Here is a 25377-nt window from a genome sequence, read left to right as displayed (position 1 = left end):
GATCCCTTCCGCGACCGTGTGCACGCGGGCGTTCTCGGTCCTGGTAAACGGGGTACCGATCAGGTCGGTGAGGGCGGCGAGGGCGCGTGGACGAGGCAGCACGACGACCGCGTCAGCCTGCCCGAGCAGATCTGCGACGAGTTGGGCGCGAAGGAGGTAGTGCTCGGTCAGCTCCGCAGCGGGGAACGTCTCGCGGGTCATCTCACCCCGTTGCTCGGCGCTGCGGATCACCGCGTGCGGATCGGGCGCAGCCGTGAAGGCGATCGGAATTCCGAGGCGCTTGCAGACGCGCGCAGCGGCAAAGGAGCCGGCATCGGCAAAGCGCAGATGAGCGATATCGACACCGCCAAGCTCCATGAGCGCTGATTCGAGCCCACGCTCGAGCTCGAGCCGATGCTCCCACATGGCAGTTGCGGGTAGTGGGCCGGTCGGCCCGAACGGGACACGCTCGATCGAGACACCTGGGCTCTCGACCTCGCTCAACCTCGTGTGGCGCCAACCCGTTTCGGGCTCGGCGAGAGTCCGCGTGAGCGTCACGACTCGGGCAATCTCCGGCTCGGCGCCGAGTGCTCGCCCGAGATGTACGAGCAAGGTGGAGATTCCACCACCGTCTCCGGCGCCTGCGTTCGTCAGCTCCCCGTCCAGCCGGCCTTGCATAAAGATCTGCGCGACGTGGATTCCGGGTTCGGTCCGAGATGGTCGGGACGAGCGACCGCGGACGAGCGCGCCGAGAAGCCGATCGAATGGCTCCCGCGAGTTCATCGAGCCCGTTGCAAGCGCCGCGGCGGCCTCGGTTGCGCGCGCTGCCCGGATTGCGAGCAGCGCACGGGCGCAGGCGAACCGTAGCTCAGGCCCTCCGTCAGCCCCCGCACGCCAGAGATCGTCGAGCAGCGCAGGGAGCGGGCGGGCTGCAAGTCCGCGCGCGGCGGCTGCACGAACCGCATCCGTCTCGCCGGTCGACCGCAACAGCCGCGTCAGGATCGAGGACAGCCCGGCGTGGTCGGCAACGGTTGCGGTCTCGACGAGGCGCACGCGGGCATCGTTCGCGACATCGTGATCGACCGCGGCCGCGATCGTCGCCACGACGGCTGGATCGAACGCCCCCCACTTCTCGACCGTGAGCTGCGCGAGTGTGGCTGCATGACCGCCGTCGACGATGGCTCCGACGATGGCCTCGATTCCTGCCGAGGTGGGGGGACGGTCGGCGAGGGCCCAGACGGCCTGCTCTCGAAGCAACGGGTCATCGCTTCGGGCGAACGCGTGTAGCGCGAAGTCGAACCCTTCGCCTGCGAGTCGTGCGAGGGGCCGGATCGCGAGTGCAGATGCGAGCCGGTCGCCCGAATGAACGAGTGACTGCAGGAACACGACGTCGCTTGCGTCCTCGGGGTCGCTGAGCAGTGTGGAGTGCGCCTGGAGCGCCGCGAGGGGACTTCCGTTCGCAAGAACGTCGTGGGCGGCGCGACGGGGCATCTCGATAGGCCCGTTCAGGGCCGGGGACTGTCCCGGCCGAGAACGGAACGGAGGGCGAAGGCGGGGTCGATCTGGACGCGTGGGAGGCGGAGGAGGCGGCCGAGAAAGCCGGACTCGATCTCGTGACCGGCGAGGAGGAGCTGTCGGTCGCCGCTTCGCACCTGGAGCGTGAAGCCGGTTTGGGAGAGTGCCGTCGCGAGGCGACGGAGTGAGCCGAGCTCGACGACGCCGGTCAGGACGGAGGCCTCCTCGACGTCGAGGACGAAGTGTTGCCCGTCCGCGACCAGTCGGCCTCGACTGCTGCCGAACTCGATCTCCACCTTCCCGACGACGTCCAGCACGACGGTGCTACTTGCCTGTCTCGGAGGTGCGGATCCGGATCGTGCCGTTCAGCTGCCACTTCGCTCGGGGCGCGTTGTCTGCCGCGTGCCGTGGCACGAGGATCTCGAGCTTCTCGAGGTCGTACTCGATCGTGGCGCCGCGACCGGTGAGAAAGCCGTACAGCCCCTCGGCGAACTCGGGCCAGGTCGTCGTCTCCTGCGGGGTCTCGACTGCGCTCATGGTGTCTCCTTCTTATTTAGACAAAATATGGACAACTCTAAGAACGCCTCTCTTCGCCCGGGTATTCCCGGGTGCGCGGCGCGTCGAACCCCGTCCTGCCCGTCGAGGCCGGCAACCCGTACGTCCGTGACACCCGCTGCCGGGATCTGCTCCCCGTGTATTTCGATCTCGCCGACCGGACCCGTGGCTCCGAGGCGCAGGACGGCGGGGCGTGGCTCAGGTGACGGCCGAGGCGGCGGCGATTGGTTGCAGCATGCCGCCGAAGACGTCGTCGTGAACCGGCCCGAGCGAGTACCAGTAGACGAGGCCGGCGAAGCTACCGGGTTCGCAGCGCACTCGCTCATCCACGCCGTGGCGGCGAACCATCATTCTGAGTTCGAGCCCTACGACTGCACGTGAGCTTCGACGAACCAGAGATGCTTGTCGATCGCGCGCGAGACCTCCGTGAAGAGATCGGCCGTGTCCTCGTCGCCGAGGCCTGAAGACGCTCCGATGTCGGCACGGACAGCATTCCCGAACGCTGCTAGGCGATCGGCGACGACGACGATCGTTTCGCTACCGGCAACTGCATCGAGGGGGTACTCGTCGAGCGACGAGGCTGAGGCTGCAAGCCGGGTAGTACCGAGCGCAAGCCCGCCGAGGGCCGTCGCCCGCTCGGCGATCAGGTCGACGAAGTCGATGACGTCCGCCGCGACCGTGTCGTAGAGCGCATGCAGCTGGATGAAGTCGCTGCCCTTCACGTTCCAGTGCGCCTGCTTGAGTTGGGAATACAGATCAAATGCATCGGCAAGCCGTGCGTTGAGCAGCTCCACGAGCGCCACGCGGGCGTCCACCGGAATATCGACTCGGGTCGAAAACGTCAGTCTCGGATCGGTTGTCATCGCTTCTCCTTTGGCCTTGTTCGTCGGTTCAATCATGCCTGTCGCGGCGCGGTTTCTCCCGGCCCGGCGGGCAGGACAGTCGTGAGTCGGTCATGGATCAGCCCGTAGCCCGGATCTCGAGAACCTTGCTTCGGGGGTGGGGGCTATCGAGCCGGTGCATTCCGGCGACCTGCTCTTCCGGAGGGCTACGGTCAGCTACGTCCGCGGCGAGGTGGAGGAACGCGATCGGGTGGTGATTTCTTAGGTTAGGCGCCCGAAGATGTGCGATGCTGAAATGGACGATGCTCCACGTCATGCATGTTGCGGCGCCCGTTCTGGCAGAGACTGGATTGCCGGTCCTGCCGGCGGAGACAGCGGCGCCGACCCCGATCCTCGTTGCATCCGGCCCCGCCTGCAGGAGCTGAAGGTGGACACCGTCTGGGTCTTCGGGGATCAGCTGAACGTCCAGATCGGAGCTCTCGCGACGGTTCGTCCTGGTTCCACGAGGGTTCTCATGATCGAGTCGGCGTCGAAACTGACCGCTGCCCCCTGGCATGTGCAGCGGGCCCACATCCTCATCACCTCGATGCGCCGCTTCGCGTCGGAGGCGACGGCGTTGGGCTTCGAGGTCGACTATCGGCAGGCGGCGACCTTTGCGGAGGGTCTCGCCGATCACCGGGCCGAGTTCCGCCCGAGGAGGATCGTCGCTACCGAGCCCAACAGCCATCGCGCCCGCAGCCTCGCACTGAACGAGGGCGTCGTGCTCGTTCGGTCGAACCAGTTCCTCTGCCACTACGACGACTTCGCGACGTGGGCGAGGTCGAGGAAACACCTCAGGCTGGAAGACTTCTACCGGAGGCAGCGAGTCCGGCTCGACTACCTCATGGACAACGACGGACCGGAAGGAGGCCGCTGGAACTTTGACGAGGAGAATCGCCAGCCCCCTCCGCGCAGAGGTCCTTACCCCTGGCCCAGCGCCCTTACCGAACCGCTCGACGCGCTCGACCACGACGTCATCGCAAGCCTGCCGCCGAACTGCACCGGCAGCCCACCGACCGGTCTCTGGGCCACCAGCAGGGCGGCTGCCCTCCGACGCCTCGACCACTTCATCGACCACGCGCTGCCACTCTTTGGTCCCCACGAAGATGCGATGACCACCGACCACTTCCACCTCGCCCACTCGATGCTGTCGCCGTATCTCAACAACGGCCTCCTGCTTGCACGAGAGGTCGCGGACAGGGCCGAGGCTGCCTATCGGGCCGGCGCCGTGCCGTTGGCCTCCGCAGAGGGGTTCATCCGGCAGCTGATCGGCTGGCGCGAGTACGTCTGGGGGCTCTACTGGCTCGAGGGGCCGTCGTACGCCTCGATGAACGAGCTCGCTGCCACTCGGCCTCTCCCGTTGGCTTTCACGGGGGCGGCCGAGACCAGGATGGCGTGCGTCAAGGCCTGCCTCGACGGCATCGAGGAGCGCGCCTGGCTTCACCACATCCAACGATTGATGGTGCTCGGCAACCTGAGCCTCCTGGCGGGGATCCATCCCCAGGAGGTCACCTCCTGGATGTGGGAACGGTTTGTCGACGGCGCGGAGTGGGTCATGGTGCCGAACGTGATCGGCATGAGCCTCTACGCCGACGGCGGGCGGATGGCCACCAAGCCCTACGCCGCCGGAGGGGCCTACCTTTCGAAGATGAGCACCTACTGCAAGAGTTGCTCGTTCGATCACAGGAAGCGGGTCGGCGAGGATGCCTGTCCGTTGACAACGCTGTACTGGGACTTCATCCTGCGCCACGCAGATCGGTTCGAGGGCAATCACCGCATGGTGCGCCAGGTACGAGCGGCGGAGCGGCTGAGTGATCGCAGTGCCGTCCAGCTCCGCGCCACGGCCGTCCTGGCCCTTCTCGACGAGGGACGTCTGTGAGCGAACACCCGAGGCCGGCCCCGTGGAGGTAGTGGTTGTCGGTGCCGGCGTTGCGGGCCTGGTCGCTGCTCGGGGGCTCACCGATGCCGGTCATACGGTCATCGTGCTCGACAAGGGTCGCCGAGTTGGAGGGCGGCTCTCGACGAGGGTATTCGCCAACGGTGGCCGGGCGGATGCCGGTGCGCAGTTCTTTACGGTCAGGTCGGACGAATTCGCTCGAGCCGTCGCTTCATGGCAGGAGACGGATCTCGTCCACGAGTGGTGTCGAGGCTTCTCCTCGAATGATGGGCACCCCCGCTATGCGGTTAGGGGAGGCATGAGCCAACTGGCAACTGCTCTGGCCGGTGGGCTCGATGTGACCTGCTCTGTTCGCGTCGAGCAGATTCGAGTGGGGGGCGACAGGGTCATCGTCACCTGGCCGGAGGCGCACGGCCATGGGGCAGGCCGCGTTGACGCCGACGCGGTGATCGTGACCGTCCCGGTTCCGCAGGCGTCCGTGCTGCTCGGCAGCGACGTCGTCGTGCCGCCCATCTCCTACCTCCCGACACTGTCACTCATGGTTGCTCTCGATCGGGATGTCGACATCTCGCCGTCAGGGGGGCTTCAATTGGTCGAGGATCCGGTCCTGTCATTCGTCGGAGACAACCACGCGAAGGGAACGTCAGCGTCCTCGGTGATCACCTTCCACTCGACCTCCGACTTCGCCGCATCACGGCTCGACGATCCCATCTCCTCGATCTCCGACTCTCTGCTCCGGGCAACTCGGCCCTACCTGAGCGGCGCGTCGGTCGTGGAGACGCAGCTCCAGCGCTGGCGCTACGCGACGCCGGTAGAGGTGTTTCCCGAGCGAATGTTCGCCACCGAGGGCGGGCGGATACTCCTTGCCGGAGACGCCTTCGGCGGCCCGAAGGTCGAAGGCGCCTTCCTTTCGGGAATGGCGGCGGCCGATCAGATCAACCGTGGACGCTGAAGCCAGCCCCGATGTGGCCGGTGGAGGGCGTCCTCATTCAGAAGGAACGACCTCGTCCTAGGCGTCGATTGCTTGCGCGAGAACGACGAGGATCAGTGCGGAGCGCACCGACCAGAGTGACGTTCGGATCCAGTTCGTCGTGATCAGTCGCGATGCAGCCCGGTCGTCGTATCCGTCGCGCAGGCGGCGGTGCGCCGGTACCTGAAGGATCGCGGTGGAGAGCCAGATTGGAAGCAGGAGAATCGCTCCGACCACGAGCAGGCTCCGATCAACCCCTGCGGGGGTGAAATGGAGTAGCAGTACCGCTGTCGCTGCTTCGACCGGCATCGCGATCCCGACGACGGGAGTGATCCGTCGCCCGTGTCCCTCCGCGTACTCGCGGAACTCGTCGACCCCGACGCGTGCGAAGAGCGGGTAGTGAACCGCCTGCACGATCCAGATCACGCCCGTCATGAAGAGTGTCGTAGCGGTCTGCCCGAGCAGCAGAGCGATGCTCATTCCTTCTCCCCTCCAGCGCGTCGCAACTCGGTCGGCATGTAAGGAATCAAGGGCCGTAGCGGCGGCCGCGCCAAACGACACCGCCGCGGAGCCGGTCGGTCGAGCTGATGAGAGAGATGATCGAGAGAGACAACGCTCCGGCCGGAAACAGGGGCCACGTGCGCCTGGGCGTGGGACAGACCTCGTCCGAGGCAGCCCGCGCCGCGACCTGGAGAGCGAGGCCGAGGGCGCCGACGAGGCGTGGCCCCCGAACGAAGGCGACCGTGGGTGCGAGGGCTGAGGCGGCACCCGACCCGGCGAGAACGGCCGCGACGGCGATCGAGCCGCCGAGCCCAGCCGAGGTGTTCTTTCGCCAGCCGCGGAGCGTCTCGCGGGCGCCGACATACATGCGGACGCGGACGCGCCCGCCGGACCCGGCGAGAGCGAGTGGGGTGCCGGCCTTCTTGAGTGAAACGGCGAGCGCCTGGTCGTCGACCAGCTCGTAGCGCATCGCTTCGTGCCCACCGACTCCTTCATAGGCGGCTCGCGAGACGAGAATGAAGCCGCCCGCGGCGATCGCAACCGGCGTGCGACGTGAGCGAACGAGCGGTCCGGGTGCCACGAAGGAGCGGATCAGCACCGCGGCGGCCGGTTGAATCGTCTGCTCGACGAGCCCGGCGGTCTCGATCACCGGGAGGAGCGTCACGCCGTCAACCTGCTCTGCCTCGACGAGAGCGAGTGCCCGTCCGATCGTGTCGGGGGCATGACGGATATCGGCGTCCGTGAACAGAAGCCACTCCCCCCTCGAGAGCTCGAACCCCTGATGGCAGGCCCATGACTTGCCGACCCAACCCGCCGGCACGGGCAGCCCCGAGGCGATGCGTACGCGATCGGTCACTGCTGCTCGCGCCTCGGTGGCGGTCGCGTCCGTCGACTCGTCATCGACGACGATCACCTCGAGCGCTCCGTACTCCTGAGCGGCCAGGGAAGCGATCGCTGCCTGCACGCCACGTTCCTCGTCCCGTGCGGGCACGATCACGGACACGAGTGGGCCGTCCGCCAGCGGCTCTACATCGTCGAGTGAAAGACGGTGTCGCCGGTCGAGCGCCGCCACGAGGACGCACCACGCCCAGGGGACGACGGCGAGAAGTGTGATGGCCTTGCGCACCTGTTGACCGTAGCCACGGCGTGCGCCCGGCCGCGGCATCGAGGGCTACACGAGCCGGTGTTGCGTCGCCCAGCGCGTGAGCTCGTGCCGACTCGAGAGCTGCAGCTTGCGCAGGACGCTCGAGACGTGGCTCTCGACCGTCTTCACGGACAGATTGAGCCGGGCGGCGATCTCCTTGTACATGTAGCCGCGCGCGATCAGCTGGAGCACCTCGCGCTCGCGCGGGGTGAGTTCGTCGAGCTCTACATCTCCGCCCACGCGCTCACCGTCTCGGAAGGCATCGAGTGCGAACCCGGCGAGCCGCGGCGAGAACACCGCATCGCCCTCGGCCACGCGCTCGATCGCGCTCGTCAGCTCCTCGCCCGAGATCGTCTTCGTGACGTAGCCGCGTGCGCCCGCGCGGATCACGGCGATCACGTCTTCTGCCGCATCCGAGACGGAGAGCGCGAGGAAGCGCACTCCGGGCCGATCGGGCGCCACGGCGTTGATGATCGCGTCGCCGCCACCGTCGGGGAGATGCACGTCGAGCAGGACGACATCGGGGTCGAGGTCGCGGATCAGGGGTACAGCCTCCGCAACGGTTCCCGCCTCACCGACGACCTCGACGCTCTCGCCGATCTCGGCCCGGACGCCCGCGCGGAACAGGTGGTGATCGTCGACGAGGACGACGCGGGGCCTCACGTTGCACTCCGCGAGAGTGTGAGCTCGACCTCGGTGCCTGCGCCGGGGGCGCTCGTCACCGTGGCGGTGCCGGCTGCGCGCTGCATGCGGCCCACGATCGACTCGGAGATGCCCCGGCGATCCGCGGGAACGGTCGTCGCGTCGAAGCCGACGCCCCGGTCGCGCACGAACACGGAGATGCCCTCGGCGCTCACGTCGGAGTAGACATCGACGAGGTCGGCACCGGAGTACTTGGCGCTGTTCGTCATCGCCTCGCGGGCGGCGAGGCCGAGGGCGGCGACCCGCTCGTCGGCCGGACAGTCGCCGGAGCTCGCGAGCTCGACGCGGACGTCATGAAGCTCTTCGACGTCGGCGGCTGCGGCTGCGAGGAGGCTCGAGAGCGAGTCCGAGCCGTCGGGCGCGCGGTCGCCGTAGAGCCAGCCGCGCAGCTCACGCTCCTGCCGCCGCGCGTACGCGGCGACCTTGCGCGGCTCCGACGCGTGGCGCTGGATCAGGGCCAGTGTCTGGAGAACCGAGTCGTGGACGCGCGCTGCGACCTCGTCTCGCTCCTCGCCGCGGATGCGCACGGTGCGCTCGGCGTCGCGGTCAACCGCAAGACGCCAGAGCCATGGCCCGGCGATGAGGAGGAGCGAGCCCGCGACGGCACCGGGCGCGAGCACCGACTGGTCGACGCCGCCGCGGGAGAGAACGAGCACGGCACCGGCGGCCGCAAACGTGACGCCAAGGGCGGAGAGTGGTGCGTTTCGTGAGAAGGTTCCTCCCCGCCGCCAGATCAGCGTCAGCCCGCCTGCGACGAGCGCGATTCCGATCACGACACGGTCGTTGAGTCCGAGCGCGTGGAGGACGGCCGAGATGCCGAACAGGCCGAGGATGGCAACGATCCAGATGCTGCGAGAGTCGCCGTAGGCCCAGAGCGCGAGATAGAGCAGCACGCCCGCACCACCGGCGAGCGCGAGGATCGCGAAGACGAGCCGGATCAGCGTCGGGTCGACGCCGAGGGTCTGCGCGATGCCCGCGCAGACCCCCGCGACGACCCGATCGTCCGAACTACGGGCGAAGGAGCGAAGTACCACTGACGGTCATGGTAGGGAGCGGGTGATGTGCACCGTTCCGAGGCCGACCTTCGCGTCGAGGACGAGGACACGGAGTCCAGGCGTTGCGACCGAGAGATCCGCATTGCGTCCGTCGTTCGTGCGGCCGAGGACCTCGACCTCTCCTGCCTGTGCCGTCGCTGTTGCTCGCAGCGCGACATCGGCCGGGACGATGATGTTCAGCTCGCCGATGCCGACCCGCACATCGATCCGCGTCTCACCGACGGGGAAGCGAGTTCCGGCGAGGTCGAGCCGGAGCTCCCCGATGCCCAGCTTGTACTGAGCCTGCACTCCTGCCGCGAGCGCCGGCTGGTAGGTGCGCTCACCGACGCCGTTACGCACATCGACGTGGAAAACCGTTGCCACCGTGGCCGCAGCCGTGAGAACAGCGACGACAATGATCGCGAGGATCACAGAGATCACGGCGATCAGGTGGCCGCCTCGTGAGGGACGCTCGATGGCCGTGCCGTCGCTCGCGAGAACGATCTCGGTCGACGGTGCCCTCGAGGAGCGCTGCGTCCAGAGGATCACGGCACCCGCGAGGAGCACGAGCACCCACGCTGCGTCCCCCTGGGGCCAGAGGGTTGCCCGCGAGAGCAGCACCGCCGCCGCTACGGCGATCAGGCCGACGCCGATCAACGGCCACGGTCGCTCTCGCCTGCCCCGCAGGGCATCGGCCGCGATCGAGTCCGGCTTTCCCTCCTCCGGAATCACGAGTACTGCGGCCAGGTAGATGAGGATGCCCGCTCCGCCGAGGAGCGTCAGGACGACGAAACCGACCCGGTAGAACGCGGGATTGAGGTCGAAGTAGCGCGCCAGGCCTTCACAGACGCCGGCGAGCATGCGGTCGGAACGACTCCGTTCGAGCCGCTTCACTGCTGTTTGGTCTATCGCATGTTCTGTCATTGCTGCAGCGTCGCTGAAGACCATTGTCGCGTCTATCGGGAATGACCCTGAAACGACCCCGAGTTGGACGTACCTCGGGGCGTCCGTGCCAACCGAGCCCCGACCTCGGTGCCGGGGTTGGGACGTCGACAGCGTTAGTGCGCGAACACTGCGGCCGGGCGCACGCTCGAGTTCGCGAGGCGGCTCCGGTCACTCAGGGCCGGGCGCTCACCAACAAGCGATCGGAGCTCCTCGATCATGTCGGCGGCCTGTCCCACGACAGCGGCGGCGATCAGCGTCTCCTCGCGCAGGTAGAGAGCGACGAGGTTGCGGTCGCCGATCGAGCCCCGAAGCACGACCTCGTCGACACCGTCGGTGTCGCCGAGCAACTGCAGCTGGACATCGAACATCTTCGTGAAGAACGCCGAGACTTCCCGATAGGGCTTTCGCCCGCCGGCGAGGTTGCGACCCAGATGCGCGCCCTGACTGTCGGCGTTGCCCCAGTGCTCGATCCTGCGTGGCCGTCCCGCGACCGCATCGTCGAATCTGGCGACGTCACCGATGGCGAAGACATCCGGGGCAGACGAGTGAAAGCGGTCGTCGACAGTGATCCCGTCGGATAGCTCGAGACCGCTGCCGTCGAGGAACTCGACATTGGGCACGACGCCGACCCCAACCACGGCCAGGAATGCCTCGATCGTGCGACCCGACGCAGTTCGGGCTCCCGTCAGCATGAGGCCGTTTGCCCGGAACTCTTCGATCTGCTCCCCGAGAGCGATCTCGACACCATGCTCGCGGTAGAGTTCCGCGACCTGATCGGAGAGCTCTTGTGACGCTAGGGCGGGGACGAGTCGGTCTCCCATCTCGACGATCGTCACCTCGAGGCCGCGCATCCGAAGTGAGGCTGCGACCTCCGCACCGATGAAGCTGCCGCCGACGACCAGAGCCTTGCGGGCTTCACCAGCTTCCTTCGCCACTGCCACCGCATCGGACAGCGTCCTGAACGTGTGGACTGCCGGAAGGTCTGCGCCCTCGACGGCGAGTAGTCGCGGGCGAGTACCCGATGCGATCACGAGCGTCCCGTAGGCGATCTCCTCGCCGCTACCGGTGCGGACGACGCAGTGCTTCGGGTCGACGGACTCGACGGTGGTCGCAAGGCGTAGCTCGACGGCGAGGTCGTCGTACGTCTCGTGCTCATGGACGAGGGCTTCGAGCCCTTCCATCTCCCCCCGGAGAACCGCTTTCGAGAGGGGCGGCCGATTGTACGGAGGGTACTCGTCGTCGGAGATGATGGTGATGAGCGCGTCACCGCCGGCATCGCGGTACGCGTCGATCAGGCTTGCCGTCGCGCGGCCGCCACCGATGATGACTATCGGATCCTTTGCCATCCCAGGTCTTACCCCGGCGTCGCTTACTTCTACACATGTTTCTTCTACACATGTTCCCGGAGCCCGCTGTTTCGATCAGTGCCGTGTTTGCGTTTGCCGCTACCGGGATCGGGGAATCCTCTCGCTCTGAGCGAATCACTCGTCATCATCCTGATCATCGCCCTCGTTACCCTCGTGGCTGTCGTCGCGGTTGTAACGTCTCGCTCGCGTTCCCGGCGGCTCGAGGAGAGACGCACCGCTGCAGCCGGGCAGCGGAGCCTCGCGGATATGAAAGCGCGGACGGCCGAGCAGGAGGGGCTGAAGGCCGAAGAGCACGCCGAGATTGCGCGGCAGCATCAGAGCGAGGCGGAGGAACTGCGCGCGCATGCTGCGGCGATCGATCCGGATGACGGATCTGCGTCTCGACCGTAGCCGTTTCGAGCGAGGCGTATCCCGGGCGCCTTCTGCGAGCGCGCCTTGTGCTGCAAACGAAAATGCACCGAGTCGGTGTTCCCCTCGAGTGCCAGGGCCGACTGACCTGTCGCCGAAGCGACCTGCCTGTTGGCCGGCGCTCTGGCGCTTCAGTTGACTTGCGTCGTCTGCTGCGCTGGAGACTCCGTGCTCGGTGCTCCACCAACCTACGGGCGGGACGCGCGCGGCGTCAATGGTGCCCCACACGGAAAGGCCGCACGTTGCGGACAAATGTTCAGACGCACAACTGCACAGCCGCCGGCCGCAACCTGTCCCAGTGAGACAGGTGTGCGGGATGATTGAATGGAGCCATGGCAGCGCGACCGCATATCCGGATCGAGTACTGCGTTCCCTGAAGCGCGTTGCCGAACGCCGCCGGTCTGGCGGTGCGGATTCTCGAGGAGATGGAACACGAGCTCGGCTCGATCGAGGTCGTGACGGGGACGGGAGGCATCTTCGACGTCCATCTCGACGGCGAGCTCGTGTTCACGAAGTCGATGCTCGGACGCTACCCGCAGCCCGAGGACGTTCTGCCGCTCCTTCGCGAGCGCCTCGGGCGAACCTAGCTTCACGGCAGTCGAAGACATGTCCTGAACAGCGTCTTGCGAGTGCCGCGGCGGCGATCTAGCGTCGGCGCCATGACGATCCACGAGTTCGAGCGAACGGCCTGCCGGATTCCCGGGCCTATTGCGGCCGATCGTCACGCATCGACCCCGCTTTCCTCGGAGCGTCGTTTGCACGTCGTCGCGCCGCTCATCGTGGACGATGGTTGCGACGTCCGACTCCGAGGTGGGCGCCACTCAGACGTTGTCCGGCTCGCCCTCCTCGAGTGGTCGCCCCTGAGAAGAGATGATCTTCTCGTTGTCGAGCGCGGCGATCATCGGGATGCGCCGGGCGCACTCGCGACGCTCGTGCGCCCGCCGACGATCTGGAGCACGGCCGAGGCGCTCCTCGCGCGCGAGAACGTCGGCCGGGAGCGTGGGGCAGGACGGGCAAGGCACGAGGCACTCGTCGAGTACGCCTTCACGCGGCTCGAGGAGGAGCACCTCGAGCGCCTGAGGGGTGTGACAGCACGCATCGCGCAGCGCCAGCTCCCCTTCCAGGGGCTCCTGCGAGCGAGCGATACGGTCGCACGAGGGTGCATGGCGGTCGCGTCCGACGACGGTTCTTGTGCGGCGGTTGCCGCGACCCTTCTTGCCCGCTACGCCGCGAGCGCGTTCGTGACGCAGACGCGAAGGGAGGCTGCGCCTACCATGACCTGATCGCCACGTCGAACTCCCGCACCTTTGTCCGCCTGCTCGAGTTCCTGCGGCCCTATCGCTCATCGCTGATCGTCTCGACGATCCTTGCGATCCTCTCCCAGGCCGCGGCGATCGCGGTGATCGTGCTCACCGGCTTCGTGATCAACGAGCTCAGGGGTGGACAGGACGGCAACTACCTCGCCTTCCTGATCCTCGTCATTCTCGGCGTCGGCCTCCTGCGGGCCTTGCTGATGCTCGGGCGTCGCTTCATCTCGGGGAAGCAGGCGCTCGCCGTCGAGTGGGACATGCGCGATGCGCTGTATGCGCGCCTGCTCCGGCTCTCCTTCGGCTACTACGACCGTCATCAGACGGGGCAGCTGATGTCGCGTGCGACGGTCGACCTGCAGACGATTCGCTTCTTCCTCGGTTACGGACTGATCTTCTTCGCCCAGCACGTGATCACGATCGTGTGCGTGACGGTCGTGCTCTTCTTCTACGAGTGGAAGCTCGCGCTGATCGCGCTTGCGATCACCCCGGTGTTGATCGGCGTTGCCTACCGCTACAGCCACGTCTCGCATCCCGTCCTTCGCGACGTGCAGCAGAAGCTCGGCGAGGTTGCGACGGTCTCGGAGGAGTCGATCGTGGGCGTTCACATCGTCAAGTCGTTCGCCCAGGAGGAGCAGGTCGAGCGGCAGTTCCGGAAGGCGTCGGATGACGTCTTCGAGGCCTCTGTCCGCGCCAACATCCAGCGCTCACTCTACGTCCCACTGCTCTCGTTCCTGCCCATACTCGCGCAGGCCGGCGTGCTGCTCGCCGCTGGCCACTACGTCGTTCAGGGCGACCTCACGATCGGCGGCTTCTTCGCCTTCAACCTACTGCTGATGATGCTCGTGATGCCGCTGCGCATGCTCGGCATGTGGGTCGGCCAGGCGCAGCGTGCGACGGCGTCGGGCGAGCGGTTCTTCGAGGTGATCGACGAGCCCGAGGAGATCTCCGACGCTGCGAGCGCGGTCGAGCTCCCCGCGGGGCCGGGACGCGTCGTCTTCTCGGGTGTCTCTTTCGGCTACGCCGCGGAGCGGCCCGTCCTCGAGAGAATCGATCTCGCGATCGAGGCAGGCAGCACGATCGCGCTGATCGGCGCCTCCGGTTCGGGGAAGACGACGCTCGCGTCGCTCGTGCAGCGCTTCTACGACACACTGGAGGGGAGCGTCGCGATCGACGGCATCGATGTGCGGGACGTGACGCGGCGGTCGCTGCGTCGCGCGGTCGGTGTCATCTCCCAGGATCCCTTCCTCTTCTCCGCGAGCGTTCGCGACAACATCGCCTTCGGAGTGCCGGACGTCCTCCCGGAGCTCGTGGAGGCGGCTGCGCGCGCTTCGCAGGCTCACGCGTTCATCGAGGAGCTGCCGAACGGCTACGACACGGTGATCGGCGAGCGTGGGATCACGCTCTCGGGAGGGCAGCGGCAGCGGCTCGCGATCGCGAGGGCGCTCGTGATCGACCCGCGCATCCTCATTCTCGACGACGCCACCGCCTCGGTCGATGCAACCACGGAATCGTTGATCCGGGCCGGCCTGACGGAGGCGATGCGCGGGCGGACGACGATCGTGATCGCGCACCGGCTTTCCACGATCGCCCTTGCGGACACGATCGTCGTGCTGGAGCACGGCCGCATCGTGGCCACGGGCAGCCGCGACGAGGTTCTCGAGCGAAGCGCGATCTTTCGCGAGATCCACGAGTACGGCCTGCTCCAGGAGATCGGGGTTTCGGCATGAAGGTCTGGCAAGCGGGCTCACACCTCTCCGAGGAGAGGGGCGGCAAGGTGGGCGACTGGTCCTGGAAGCAGTCCCGACGCCGGATCCGGATGCTGATCGGGCTCGTGACGCCCTACCGCGGGCGCACGACCGGGGCGATCGTCTCGCTCTTCGCCTTCACGCTCGTCGCGCTCGTGCCGCCGCTTCTTGCGAAGATGGCGGTCGACCAGGGGATCAAGACGGGCGATCTGCAAACGCTCATCTGGATCGTGGTCGCGTTCGTCATCGTCGGCCTGCTGGCCTTCGCGCTCTCGTCGGTGCAGACGTACCTCACGGGCTGGGTCGGGGAGCGCGCGCTCGCCGATCTGCGGATCCGGCTCTTCGAGCACCTGCAGCGGCTCTCGCTCGGCTATTTCGAGCGCAACCGCACCGGCGCGATCATCAGCCGGATCACGAACGACGTCGAGGCACTCGACACGCTGATCACCGACGGCGTCACCTCGCTCGTACAGAACGTGATGCTGCTCGTGGGAACGGCGGTCGTGCTCTTCGTCCTCGACTGGAGACTCGCCCTCGCGACGCTCTCGGTGATCCCGCTGATGGCGCTTGCCACGGTCTGGTTCCGTATCCGCTCGAACCGCGCCTACCGGCGCGTGCGGGAGCGCATCGGCCTCGTCACGGCGACACTCGCCGAGGACATCGCCGGCATGCGCGTCGTTCAGTCGTACGCCCGCGAGCCGCAGAACCAGTCGAGCTTCCGCGGCATCAACAGTCGCTACCGCGACGCCAACTACGAGACGATCGTGCTCAACGGCCTCTACTTCCCGGCCGTCGACTTCCTTGCCTCGCTCGCGACCGCGATCGTGCTCGGCTACGGCGGGTACCTGCTCGTCAACGACCAGATCTCGATCGGGACGCTGCTCGCGTTCTTCCTCTACCTCGCGAATTTCTTCGATCCAGTGCAGCAGCTCTCGCAGCTCTACAACACGTTTCTCTCGGCGACGGCGGCGCTCGACAAGATCATCGAGGTGCTCGACGAGGAGCCCGAGATCGTTGATCAGCCGTCAGCGCTCGCGCTCCCTCGGATCGAGGGGCGCGTTCACTTCGAGGACGTGAGGTTCGGCTACGGCGCGCTTGCCGAGGTGCTCCACGGAATCACCCTCGACGTGCCCGCCGGGACGACGGTGGCGCTCGTCGGCCAGACCGGCGCTGGGAAGTCGACGATCGCGAAGCTGATCGCGCGGTTCTACGACGTGCGCGAGGGTCGGATCACGATCGACGGACACGATGTTCGGGAGGTCGAGCAGAAGTCCCTGCGCCGGCAGCTCGGCGTCGTGCCGCAGGAGGGGTTCTTGTTCGCCGGAACAGTGGCGGAGAACATCGCCTTCGCACGCCCCGACGCGACGAAGGATGAGATCGAGCGGGCGGCGAGTGCAGTGGGTGCCGACGCATGGATCCGCGAGCTCGAGGACGGGTACGAGACGCAGCTCGGTGAGCGTGGGTTCCGGCTGTCGCTCGGGCAGCGCCAGCTGGTCGCGTTCGCGAGGGCACTGCTCGCCGATCCGAGAATCCTGATCCTCGACGAGGCGACCTCGTCTGTCGACATCGGCACCGAGCGCGTGATCGAGCGCGCGCTGGAGAAGCTGCTCGCAGGGCGGACGGCCTTCGTGATCGCGCATCGGCTGTCGACGATCCAGAGCGCCGACCTCATCGTCGTGCTCGCCCACGGCCGGATCGTCGAACAGGGAACGCACGCCGAGCTGATGCAGCGCGGCGGCGCCTACCGCGGCCTGTACGGCGACTGGGCCGAGCAGGTCGCCTAGCCGGACTCCTGCTTCTCGTCGCTCTGCAGTGCAAACGCCGGGCGGAGGCCGAAGCTCTTCGCCTCGAGGTAGGCGCGGAGTTTCCAAAGCGCGGGATCTGCCGCGTCGAGCGATCGGTAGAGCGACTCCCACGTGACGCGACGGAACCCGACGTCTGCCGTGTCGGCGAGGCAGCGGTCGATTCTCCGCTCGACGTCGGCGGTGTCGCTCTCGCGCACGAGCGCGACGACGACCGCTCGCTCGCCCTCGGCCCTCAGCGAGTGAGCGATCGCGATCGTGCGGAGGAGGAGCGGAGGGAGGTCTCGGAGTCGCGTTGTGCGGATCCTCTCTTCGTCGAACAGCCCGGGGCACGCCGGGGCGTACCGTCCGAGGAAAGCATCGACTTCGGCCGGCGCGTCGAAGGCGTCCGAGCTCGGGCCGAAGCTCGCCTCGATCACGACCCAGCCGAAGCCGGGCACGTGGAGGCTCACGTCCGGTTCGACGTGTTGCGCAGCATCCGGCTCGAGCTTCGCGAGCGTCGCCGAAAGCTCGTCCCAGACGGTCGCGGCATCGAGCGCGACCCGCCGACCCCAGTAGAAGAAATCCGGCTCTGCGGCAGGCTCGAACCCGGTGAGCGCCCCGGTAACGACTGCCAGGCGTCCAGCCTCCTGGAGCGTGCGAAAGACGTTCCAGGTAAGCGCGCCCTCGCTGTTCTCGTTTCCGAACCGGTTCGCTTCGGGGTTGCCCCACCGGCCTGCGACGGCATCGACGATCAGCTCGCGTCCGGCGATGGCATTGTCGAGCGGGCGCTCGAGGACGTAGGTCGGCGCTGCGCGGAAGCTCACCGGCGGGTCGCCGGCGGCGACACTTCCCTTCTTGAAGTTGTCGTCCTGCCACGGGAGCTGGTTGTCGTAGTGGCCGAGGAGCGGCGACGCGATCCACCCACCGGCACGCCGGTCGATGAACCGCGCGTCATTCTCGACGAGGCCCTCCACGACCTCCTGGTCGAAGTCGCTCCAGCCGTAGGCACGGCGAGTCGGCGCTCGCTCGATCTCGCTCAAGAGGAACGGACCAACTGCAGCACATCAGCTGCCGCGCGCTCACCGCTCCGAAGCGCGCCCTCGATCGTGCCGCTCCAGTCGGGTGACGTGTGCTCGCCTGCAAAGACGATGCGACCGACCGGGGTCGCAAGAAGCGACGGCTCGTCGGGATCGCGACTCATCAGCACGGAGTACGCACCCTGGGCCCACGGATCGTCGAGCCATGTCGTGACTACGGCGCCGGACTCATCGAGATCGAGCTCCGGCCAGAGCTCCCGGATCCCGGCGATCCACGTCGCCGGGCCATTGGTCGCCTGGAGCGCCGCAACGACCGGAGTCGAGCCCGCCCACGACCCGACCGTCCGGCCGCCGATCTCGTCACAAGGGGTCGTGTACGCCCAGTAGCGCCCTGGCACGGACATCACGGCGTCGGCCGCGGCGGCCGCGCGCAGCGGTACCGCCAACTTCGCGGCAACGGACATGCGCACCCCCGCGAGTGCATCGACGACCGCGCCCGGGAGAGGCGGATCGAAGGTGAGTGCGCGGAGGAGCGGCACCGGAACCGCGACGACGACCACGTCCGCGGCGACCTGTCCGTCCGCCGTTGCGACCTGGACGCCGGATGCGTCCTGGCTAACCGCGTTTGCGGGCGTGCGAAGGTGGACACTGTCCCCGAGTCGGGCCGCGAGGCCCCGGGCGAGCTCCTGGTTGCCGCCACGGATCCTCCGACACTCGCCGTTCTTCATCAGGTACGAGACGCCGAGGAGGAAGCCGGCTTCGAGGTCACCGATCGGATGTGCCGTTGCGCTCTGAATCCGGCTCGCGAAGAGCTCACGAATGGCCGGGTCGGCAACCTCCGCGTCGAGGACGTCGATGGCAGCCCGCTCGGGGTCGGCGGTGGCAACTGCTTCCACCGCCGCCGCCGCGAGGAGAGCGGCGTCGCGGTCGATCCCGGGGTCCGGGTGGAGTCGCCGGTCGGGATAGCGGATGCCCATGCCGACGAGCTCGCAGCCGACGAGCGCTGCGACTCGCTCCGTGGCGTCGTAGCCGTACGTGAGGAACTCGCCGCCGCGCTCGATCAGCGCGCCTGTCTCTAGCCGTTCGGACCACACCCGCCCACCGACGCGATTGCGTGCCTCGAGGACGTTGACTTCGAGGCCCCCCGTAGCGAGCGCATCCGCGGCCGCGAGCCCCGCGAGGCCCGCTCCGATCACGCACACCCGGGTCATCGGGCAGCCCAGCGGGCGCGCACGGCGGGCGCATCGAGCCTCTCCGCGGCGTCGAGGGCCTTCGTAGCCTGCTTCGACGTGTTGCGTCCGAATGCACCGCTGACGATCCACTTCCGCGTCAGACGGACGAGACGAAGCCGGTCGCCGCTGAGATCCGGGGCGTGCTTCGGATCGAGGTAGAGCTCGACCGCGACGCGTTTGACGAGTGCGGGATCCGGTGGGGAGTCGTGCCCGGTCTCGAGGCGGTGAGCGACGAGCGCCGCGATCACCTGCAGCTCGCGCACGCCCGTCCGGACGGCGATGCCCACGGACACCGTCGTCGACGCGACCATCACCCAGGGCACGCGCGTGAACCGTGCTCCCTTCGCGAGGGTGCGGATCACGGGAACGGGGAGAACGACGACGCGCTGGATGTTGTCCGCAAGCGCCTCCGTGTCGGCCTTGCCCGCGACGAGCCGTCGGCCGTCGGCGGCTGACGTCACGCGCTCGCCGGTCAGTAGGACGCGGTCGATGGCGGCGTCCGCGAGGCCGTCAACGGCCTCGACGAGCGCAGCTGTCGATGTGCGGGGGATCACGCTGGCACCGTAGCGGCCGGGCTCGTTCGCGAGGTGGCGTTTTTGGGATGCGCTAGCCGAGCGCGATCTCGGCCTCGGAGGGCTCGTCATCCCGCCGAGCGGCACTTCCCGAGGCACGCTCCCACTGGAGGCGGAGGATTGCGATCGCATCGACGACGTCCGCGTCGGTCGTCAACCGGCGAGACGACCAACCCGAGTCGGGCACCCATTCGTGCGTCTCGACGCGGCCGCTCGCGAGGAGCTCGGCCTGGAGCGTTCGAGGGAGGGGCACGTCCAGGAGCGCGTCACCGTGTAGATGGCCCAGCTCTCGCCGGCCAACGAGGAACTGTGTCGAACCGAATCTCCCCGACCCGGTGGCCACTCCATCCCACGCGGCAACCTCACCGACGATGCGATCGTGCGCTCCCTGTGCCATACCGTCAAGAACGCCGCGTTGACCCTGCGTGTTCCCGGGGGGAAGCAGCGGGCGCTACCAGTCCGTTGGCTTGTAATCCTTGAGGAACTTGCCCCACATGTGGGTGCCCGTGTTCTTGCCGTCGATGATCGGGTCGACGATGCGCGCCGCGCCGTCGACGATGTCGAGCGGCGGCCGGAACCGGTGCTCCGCCGTCTTCTGCTCCGCGATGTGCAGTGGATCCTCGTCTGTTACCCATCCCGTGTCGACGCTGTTCATGTGGATGCCGTCGCCGTGGTAGTCCGTCGCGGAGGTGCGCGTCATCATGTTGAGCGCCGCCTTGGCCATGTTCGTGTGTGGGTGCCGCGTCGTCTTGAAGCGGCGGTAGAACTGCCCCTCGACCGCAGAGACGTTGACGATGTGCTTGTCGCGCTCGCCGGTGCGGAGCATCAGCGGCTTCAGGCGCGCGTTCAGGACGAAGGGCGCGACCGCATTGACGAGTTGCGTCTCGAGGAGCTCCACCGTCGACACCTCGGCCAGGAGAAAGCGCCACGAGTTGCGGTCTCTGAGGTCGACCTGTTGCAGATCCTGATCGAGACGGCCTTCGGGAAAGAGGTGGCCCTGATCGTTGGATTCCTCTTGCAGGAGCCGAAGCTGCGAGAGCGCCGCGGCCGTCGGGAGCTCGAGAACGGCGGGCGCGGTGTCCGCCAGCACAGCCATGTCGCTCTCCAGCATGTCGTAGCGCCGCAACCCCGAGTAGTCGCCGAGTAGGCGCTGCAGCTCGGCAGGGAGCTTGTGCTCCGATGCGAGCTCCGCGTCCATCATGTGACGATAGAAGTCGGGCGGGCGACGGACGGTCTGGCAGGCGTTGTTGATGATGTAGTCGAGCCGGTCGTGGGTCGCCTGCAGGTGACGACAGAACGCCTCGACACTGGGCGTGTGGCGAAGGTCCAGACCGTAGATCTCGATCCGATCGCACCACTCGTCGAAGTCCGGCTCCTGGGCGTAGCGGGTCGCGGAGTCGCGCGGGAAACGTGTCGTGACGACGAGGCGCGCCCCTGCGCGGAGGAGCTTGATCCCTGTCTGGTAGCCGATCTTGACGCGCCCGCCGGTGAGAACGGCCACCCGGCCTTCGAGGTCGGCGGTCTCGGAGCGCTTGGCAAAGTTGAACTCTGCGCACGGCGGGCACATCTGGTCGTAGAAGTGGTGCAGCTCGCGGTATGGCCCCTTGCAGACGTAGCAGTGCTGCTCCGCCGTTGTCTCGCGCGCATCGCTGGCCCCGTCCGCCGGCTCCAGAGTTCTCGGCGGATAGACGTTCGGGGTCGTGAAGACCGGCTTCTCTCGCAGGACGCGGATCCCCGTGCCGGCGAGCTTCGCCTCGTCCTCCCGGATGCTCGCGGCACGTTCCTGCTTGCGCTTCTCCTTCGTGTAGCGGCGGCGCTGAACGGGGTCGGGATCGAATACGTCCGCAGCTGCGGTGAGCAGTCGGGTTCGATCCTCGACCGAGAGGGAGCCGAGCATGCCGCGGTCGCGCACGATCGACTCGAGGAGCTCGGTGGTGGTACGCAGGAGCTCGGCCCGATCGGCCCGCGTTGTTGAAGCGTCTTCTGGATCCGGTGTCGACATCGCCGGGCAGGGTATCTGGCGACGGCCTCCCGAACGGCTCGACTACTCTGCACCAGAGTCATGAGACCAGAACTTCCCGATAGCGATCCCGGCGAGACGCAGGAGTGGCTCGATTCGGTCGAGGCTGTCGTCGAGTCCGACGGGCGCGAGCGGATGGGCTACCTTCTCGATCAGGCGATCGACCATGCCCAGGACTACGGCGTCAAGGTCTCAGCAGGGCTGAGCACGCCCTACGTGAACACGATTCGCGTCGACGAGGAGCCCGATCTCCCGGGCGACCCGGAGCTCGAGCGGCTCGCGACTGCGCTCGTGCGCTGGAACGCGATCGCGATCGTCCTCCAGGCGAACGCCGAGTCCACCGAGCTCGGGGGTCACATCGCGAGCTATCAGTCCGCCGAGACGCTCTACGAGATGGGCTTCAACCACTTCTGGCGCGCCCGGTCGGAGAGCCACGGGGGCGACCTCATCTACATGCAGGGCCACTCGTCTCCCGGGATCTATGCCAGGGCGTACCTCGAGGGGCGGCTGAGCGAGGAGCAGCTCCGGCGCTTCCGCCGCGAGGTCGACGGCGACGGGCTATCGTCGTACCCGCATCCGTGGCTGATGCCGGAGTTCTGGCAGTTCCCGACGGTCTCGATGGGCCTCGGTCCTCTGATGGCGATCTACCAGGCCCGGTTCATGAAGTACCTCGCTGCCCGAGGGGTCGTCGAGACGGGTGACCGTAAGGTCTGGGCGTTCATGGGCGACGGCGAGATGGACGAGCCCGAGTCCATGGGTGCGATCTCTCTTGCCGGCCGCGAGAAGCTCGACAACCTCGTCTTCGTGATCAACTGCAATCTGCAGCGGCTCGACGGGCCGGTGCGCGGGAACGGGAAGATCATCCAGGAGCTCGAAACGAACTTCACGGGCGCAGGCTGGAACGTGATCAAGGTGATCTGGGGCTCCGGGTGGGATTCGCTGCTCGAGGCCGACCACGAGGGATGGCTCCACTTTCGGATGGAGGAGGCAGTTGACGGCGAGTACCAGACCTTCAAGTCGAAGGACGGCGCCTACGTGCGCGAGCACTTCTTCGGCAAGTACCCGGAGACGCGCGCGATGGTCGAGGGCTGGAGCGACGCGCAGATCTGGGAGCTCCGCCGCGGTGGACACGACCCGCAGAAGGTGTATGCCGCCTACGCAGCAGCGATGAAGTCCACCGGAAAGCCCACGGTCATTCTCGCGAAGACGATCAAGGGCTACGGCATGGGCATGGCGGGCGAGGGCCGGAACATCACGCACCAGCAGAAGTCGATGAACGACGAGGCGCGGCTCGCGATCCGCGATCGGCTCGGCCTCCCGCTGACGGACGAGCAGGCGACGGGCGCCTTCTTCCATCGGCCGTCAGCGGACAGCCCCGAGCTTCGCTACCTCCTCGAGCGTCGTGCAGCGCTTGGAGGCAGCTTGCCGGCGCGCCACACCGATGCCGATCCCCTGCCGACGCCCGCGCCGTTCGACACCGTGCTCGAGGGCAGCGGCGAGCGCGAGAACTCGACGACGATGGCGTTCGTCCGCATCCTCAACACGCTCGTCCGTGACCCGGCGATGGGGGAGCGGATCGTGCCGATCGTCCCCGACGAGTCTCGGACGTTCGGGATGGAGGGGATGTTCCGCCAGCTCGGGATCTTCTCCCAGGTCGGGCAGCTCTACCAGCCCGAGGACGCCGATGACTTCATGTTCTACCGCGAGGATCAGCACGGCCAGATCCTGCAGGAGGGCATCAACGAGCCGGGCGCGTTTTCCTCGTGGATCGCGGCAGCAACGTCGTACGCGAATCATGGTGTCGCGATGGTGCCCTTCTACATCTTCTATTCGATGTTCGGATTCCAGCGCATCGGCGACCTCGCCTGGGCGGCCGGAGACAGCCGCGCGCGTGGCTTTCTCATCGGCGCGACCGCCGGACGCACCACGCTGAACGGGGAGGGGCTCCAGCACGAAGACGGCCACTCGCACCTGCTCGCGTCCGTCGTCCCGAACTGCCGCGCGTACGACCCGACCTACGCATACGAACTCGCGGTCATCGTGCGCGACGGACTGCGGCGGATGTGCGAGGAGCAGGAGGACGTCTTCTACTACCTCACCGTGATGAACGAGAACTACGTGCAGCCCGCTTTGCCCGAAGGCGCCGAGGAAGGGATCCTGCGCGGCATCTACCTCCTCCGCGAGGGGGCGGGCGACGGCCCGCGCGTTCAGCTGCTCGGGTCGGGCGCAATCCTGCGTGAGGTGATTGCGGGCGCCGACCTGCTCGAAGCCGACTACGGCATTGCATCGGATATCTGGAGCGTCACGAGCTTCACCGAACTGCGGCGCGACGGGCTCGAGATCGAGCGATGGAACAGGCTCCATCCCACCAAGGAGCAGCGAATGCCCTACGTGGAGCAGGCTTTGGTGGGCCGCGTGGGGCCGTTCGTCGCAGCCACCGATTACATGCGAGCGTTCGCCGACCAGATCCGCCCGTTCGTGAAGGGCCGGTTCTCGGTGCTCGGCACCGACGGGTTCGGGCGCAGCGACTACCGCGTCAAGCTGCGCCAGTTCTTCGAGGTCGACCGGTTCCATGTCGTTGTGACTTCCCTCAAGGGGCTCGCGGACGACGGTCTGATCGCGCCCGACGTGGTGCAGGACGCGATCGAGCGTTACGGGATCGATGCCGATCTCGACGCACCCTGGCATCGGTAGAGCGCATTCGTCCTCGGCGAGTCGTGTCGAGTGCGTGCCGATCGCTCCACACCGCCGCATGAAACGGCCGTTCTCGACCTGCGTGTCCTGAACGGACACTAGGAGTCCGCGTTCGTTCGGTGTACTCCTTGCGGTCTACCAACGACCGAAGGAGGTTCGAAGTGTCGAGACAGGTGATCGCCGCTGCGTCTGCCGCGCTCGTCGTGCTAGCGGGTGCCGTCGCGTACGCGACTGCGGCGGGCGACGTGCCGACGACGATCGAGGCGTGCCGCAACATCCGGCACGGGCTGGTGCGGATCGTCAGCGACGGCAGGGGCTGCAAGAGCAACGAGGTGCCACTCTCGTGGGATCTGCAAGGCCGCGAGGGTCCCGCTGGGCCTGCTGGCCCAGCCGGCGCGATCGGCCCGGCCGGGCCCAAGGGCGACCCGGGTGGCGGCATCGTCTCCGTCGACACCCTCGACGGCACCGCCTGCACGACGTTCGAAGGCAAGACGGGCAAGATCGATGTCGGCTCGACCGCGACGGATCTGGTCACGCTCACGTGTGAGTCCGAAACAACACCCCCGCCGACGGGTTCCGCTCGGCTCGTGATCAACGAGGTCGACTACGACCAGGTCGGCGCCGACGCCGGGGGATTCGTCGAAATCGCGAATACCGGCACGGCGGCAGCGCCGCTCGACGGCATCGCGCTCGTGCTCGTCAACGGCGGCGACGGTGCGGAGTACGGGCGCAAGGCGCTGACCGGAAGCCTCGCAGCGGGAGCGAAGTTCGTGATCGACGTCGACCTCCAGAACGGGTCACCTGACGGAGTCGCGCTCGTCGATTCGGGCAAGGACGTGCTCCTCGACGCACTCAGCTACGAGGGCGCGATCACGACGGCCACGATCGGAACGACGGTCTTCGACCTCGTCGAGGGAACGGTGCTTCCGGTCGAGGTTGCAGACTCGAACACGGTCGATGGGACTCTCTCCCGCATTCCGGACGGCTCCGACACCGACAATGCAGCGGCGGACTGGTCGTTCACGACGACCCCGACGCCCGGGGCGGCAAACGCCAAGACGGCCTGACACGCGCCGGGGTGGGGT

At 67.4% G+C, this 25377-nt stretch carries 24 protein-coding genes and 1 pseudogene; 9 read left to right on the top strand and 16 right to left on the bottom strand.

All coding sequences use genetic code 11. From position 1 onward, the window contains the following. The 3 genes and pseudogenes from ABIR74_RS02155 to ABIR74_RS02145 form a co-directional block, all read right to left on the bottom strand. A pseudogene (locus ABIR74_RS02155) lies at positions 1 to 1470 on the bottom strand (hypothetical protein); the annotation flags it as partial. Positions 1471 to 1484: 14 nt separating this feature from the next. Continuing rightward, a complete protein-coding gene (locus ABIR74_RS02150; protein ID WP_348174969.1) occupies positions 1485 to 1811 on the bottom strand; it encodes a hypothetical protein in 327 nt (108 codons plus the stop codon). 7 nt (positions 1812 to 1818) lie between these two features. Further along, positions 1819 to 2031: a hypothetical protein gene (locus ABIR74_RS02145; protein ID WP_348174968.1), complete on the bottom strand. Its 213-nt coding sequence runs from the start codon at positions 2029 to 2031 to the stop codon at positions 1819 to 1821. Between the two features lie 71 nt (positions 2032 to 2102). Here ABIR74_RS02145 and ABIR74_RS02140 point away from each other — a divergent pair, with 71 nt between their 5' ends. Next, entirely contained in the window at positions 2103 to 2255 is a 153-nt protein-coding gene (locus tag ABIR74_RS02140; protein ID WP_348174967.1) for a hypothetical protein, read from the top strand. Between the two features lie 159 nt (positions 2256 to 2414). On the opposite strand, the gene dps is transcribed toward ABIR74_RS02140, so the two are convergent. Continuing rightward, a complete protein-coding gene (dps, locus tag ABIR74_RS02135) occupies positions 2415 to 2912 on the bottom strand; it encodes a DNA starvation/stationary phase protection protein Dps (RefSeq protein ID WP_348174966.1) in 498 nt (165 codons plus the stop codon). A 406-nt stretch (positions 2913 to 3318) separates the two neighbouring features. Between dps and ABIR74_RS02130 the strand changes: the two genes are divergently transcribed. Then, entirely contained in the window at positions 3319 to 4809 is a 1491-nt protein-coding gene (locus ABIR74_RS02130) for a cryptochrome/photolyase family protein (RefSeq protein ID WP_348174965.1), read from the top strand. After that, positions 4742 to 5779 (top strand): FAD-dependent oxidoreductase, encoded by a 1038-nt coding sequence (locus ABIR74_RS02125; protein ID WP_348174964.1) that lies wholly within the window; start codon positions 4742 to 4744, stop codon positions 5777 to 5779. Before ABIR74_RS02130 ends, ABIR74_RS02125 begins: the two co-directional genes overlap by 68 nt. 57 nt (positions 5780 to 5836) lie before the next feature. On the opposite strand, the gene ABIR74_RS02120 is transcribed toward ABIR74_RS02125, so the two are convergent. From ABIR74_RS02120 to ABIR74_RS02090, 7 genes are all read right to left on the bottom strand, one after another. Next, on the bottom strand, positions 5837 to 6277 hold the full coding sequence (locus tag ABIR74_RS02120) for a hypothetical protein (protein ID WP_348174963.1): 441 nt from the start codon (positions 6275 to 6277) through the stop codon (positions 5837 to 5839). 46 nt (positions 6278 to 6323) lie between these two features. After that, positions 6324 to 7424 carry a glycosyltransferase family 2 protein gene (locus ABIR74_RS02115; RefSeq protein ID WP_348174962.1) on the bottom strand — a complete coding sequence of 367 codons (1101 nt, stop codon included), beginning with the start codon at positions 7422 to 7424 and terminating at the stop codon, positions 6324 to 6326. Positions 7425 to 7469: 45 nt separating this feature from the next. Continuing rightward, positions 7470 to 8105, bottom strand: coding sequence for a response regulator transcription factor (locus ABIR74_RS02110; protein WP_348174961.1), 636 nt, complete (start codon positions 8103 to 8105; stop codon positions 7470 to 7472). Next, positions 8102 to 9178, bottom strand: a complete 1077-nt coding sequence (locus tag ABIR74_RS02105; protein ID WP_348174960.1) for a PspC domain-containing protein — start codon at positions 9176 to 9178, stop codon at positions 8102 to 8104. Before ABIR74_RS02105 ends, ABIR74_RS02110 begins: the two co-directional genes overlap by 4 nt. A gap of 6 nt (positions 9179 to 9184) precedes the next feature. Beyond that, positions 9185 to 10102 carry a PspC domain-containing protein gene (locus ABIR74_RS02100; RefSeq protein WP_348174959.1) on the bottom strand — a complete coding sequence of 306 codons (918 nt, stop codon included), beginning with the start codon at positions 10100 to 10102 and terminating at the stop codon, positions 9185 to 9187. A gap of 134 nt (positions 10103 to 10236) precedes the next feature. Next, complete coding sequence (locus tag ABIR74_RS02095) at positions 10237 to 11469, bottom strand: FAD/NAD(P)-binding oxidoreductase (RefSeq protein ID WP_348174958.1); 1233 nt, start codon at positions 11467 to 11469, stop codon at positions 10237 to 10239. Between the two features lie 135 nt (positions 11470 to 11604). Further along, on the bottom strand, positions 11605 to 11835 hold the full coding sequence (locus ABIR74_RS02090) for a hypothetical protein (protein WP_348174957.1): 231 nt from the start codon (positions 11833 to 11835) through the stop codon (positions 11605 to 11607). Between the two features lie 446 nt (positions 11836 to 12281). Between ABIR74_RS02090 and ABIR74_RS02085 the strand changes: the two genes are divergently transcribed. The 4 genes from ABIR74_RS02085 to ABIR74_RS02070 all read left to right on the top strand — a co-directional run bounded on the left by ABIR74_RS02085 (position 12282) and on the right by ABIR74_RS02070 (position 16737). Further along, positions 12282 to 12485 (top strand): Rdx family protein, encoded by a 204-nt coding sequence (locus ABIR74_RS02085; RefSeq protein WP_348174956.1) that lies wholly within the window; start codon positions 12282 to 12284, stop codon positions 12483 to 12485. Between the two features lie 72 nt (positions 12486 to 12557). After that, complete coding sequence (locus tag ABIR74_RS02080) at positions 12558 to 13181, top strand: hypothetical protein (RefSeq protein WP_348174955.1); 624 nt, start codon at positions 12558 to 12560, stop codon at positions 13179 to 13181. Further along, complete coding sequence (locus ABIR74_RS02075; RefSeq protein ID WP_348174954.1) at positions 13088 to 14935, top strand: ABC transporter ATP-binding protein; 1848 nt, start codon at positions 13088 to 13090, stop codon at positions 14933 to 14935. The genes ABIR74_RS02080 and ABIR74_RS02075 overlap by 94 nt, the downstream gene beginning before the upstream one ends. Continuing rightward, positions 14932 to 16737: an ABC transporter ATP-binding protein gene (locus ABIR74_RS02070; RefSeq protein WP_348174953.1), complete on the top strand. Its 1806-nt coding sequence runs from the start codon at positions 14932 to 14934 to the stop codon at positions 16735 to 16737. Before ABIR74_RS02075 ends, ABIR74_RS02070 begins: the two co-directional genes overlap by 4 nt. Here the strand turns inward: ABIR74_RS02070 and ABIR74_RS02065 are convergent. The 5 genes from ABIR74_RS02065 to ABIR74_RS02045 are packed head-to-tail and all read right to left on the bottom strand — an operon-like array spanning position 16734 to position 21580. After that, complete coding sequence (locus ABIR74_RS02065; protein ID WP_348174952.1) at positions 16734 to 17777, bottom strand: hypothetical protein; 1044 nt, start codon at positions 17775 to 17777, stop codon at positions 16734 to 16736. The two genes, ABIR74_RS02070 and ABIR74_RS02065, sit on opposite strands and share 4 nt — an antisense overlap. Further along, positions 17774 to 18985, bottom strand: a complete 1212-nt coding sequence (locus tag ABIR74_RS02060; protein ID WP_348174951.1) for an NAD(P)/FAD-dependent oxidoreductase — start codon at positions 18983 to 18985, stop codon at positions 17774 to 17776. The genes ABIR74_RS02065 and ABIR74_RS02060 overlap by 4 nt, the downstream gene beginning before the upstream one ends. After that, positions 18982 to 19560 carry a hypothetical protein gene (locus tag ABIR74_RS02055; protein ID WP_348174950.1) on the bottom strand — a complete coding sequence of 193 codons (579 nt, stop codon included), beginning with the start codon at positions 19558 to 19560 and terminating at the stop codon, positions 18982 to 18984. Before ABIR74_RS02055 ends, ABIR74_RS02060 begins: the two co-directional genes overlap by 4 nt. Before the next feature lie 52 nt (positions 19561 to 19612). Next, a complete protein-coding gene (locus ABIR74_RS02050) occupies positions 19613 to 19975 on the bottom strand; it encodes a luciferase family protein (RefSeq protein ID WP_348174949.1) in 363 nt (120 codons plus the stop codon). Positions 19976 to 20029: 54 nt separating this feature from the next. Beyond that, entirely contained in the window at positions 20030 to 21580 is a 1551-nt protein-coding gene (locus tag ABIR74_RS02045; protein ID WP_348174948.1) for an SDR family oxidoreductase, read from the bottom strand. Positions 21581 to 21640: 60 nt separating this feature from the next. Here ABIR74_RS02045 and aceE point away from each other — a divergent pair, with 60 nt between their 5' ends. After that, positions 21641 to 24292, top strand: a complete 2652-nt coding sequence (gene aceE / locus ABIR74_RS02040; protein ID WP_348174947.1) for a pyruvate dehydrogenase (acetyl-transferring), homodimeric type — start codon at positions 21641 to 21643, stop codon at positions 24290 to 24292. 161 nt (positions 24293 to 24453) lie between these two features. Beyond that, positions 24454 to 25359, top strand: coding sequence for a hypothetical protein (locus tag ABIR74_RS02035; RefSeq protein ID WP_348174946.1), 906 nt, complete (start codon positions 24454 to 24456; stop codon positions 25357 to 25359). The last annotated feature ends 18 nt before the right edge of the window (positions 25360 to 25377 follow it).

The organism is Gaiella sp., from assembly GCF_039915195.1.
GTDB lineage: Bacteria > Actinomycetota > Thermoleophilia > Gaiellales > Gaiellaceae > Gaiella.
Note: the sequence above shows the minus strand (reverse complement) of the source record. Positions and strands in the feature narration are given on the sequence as shown.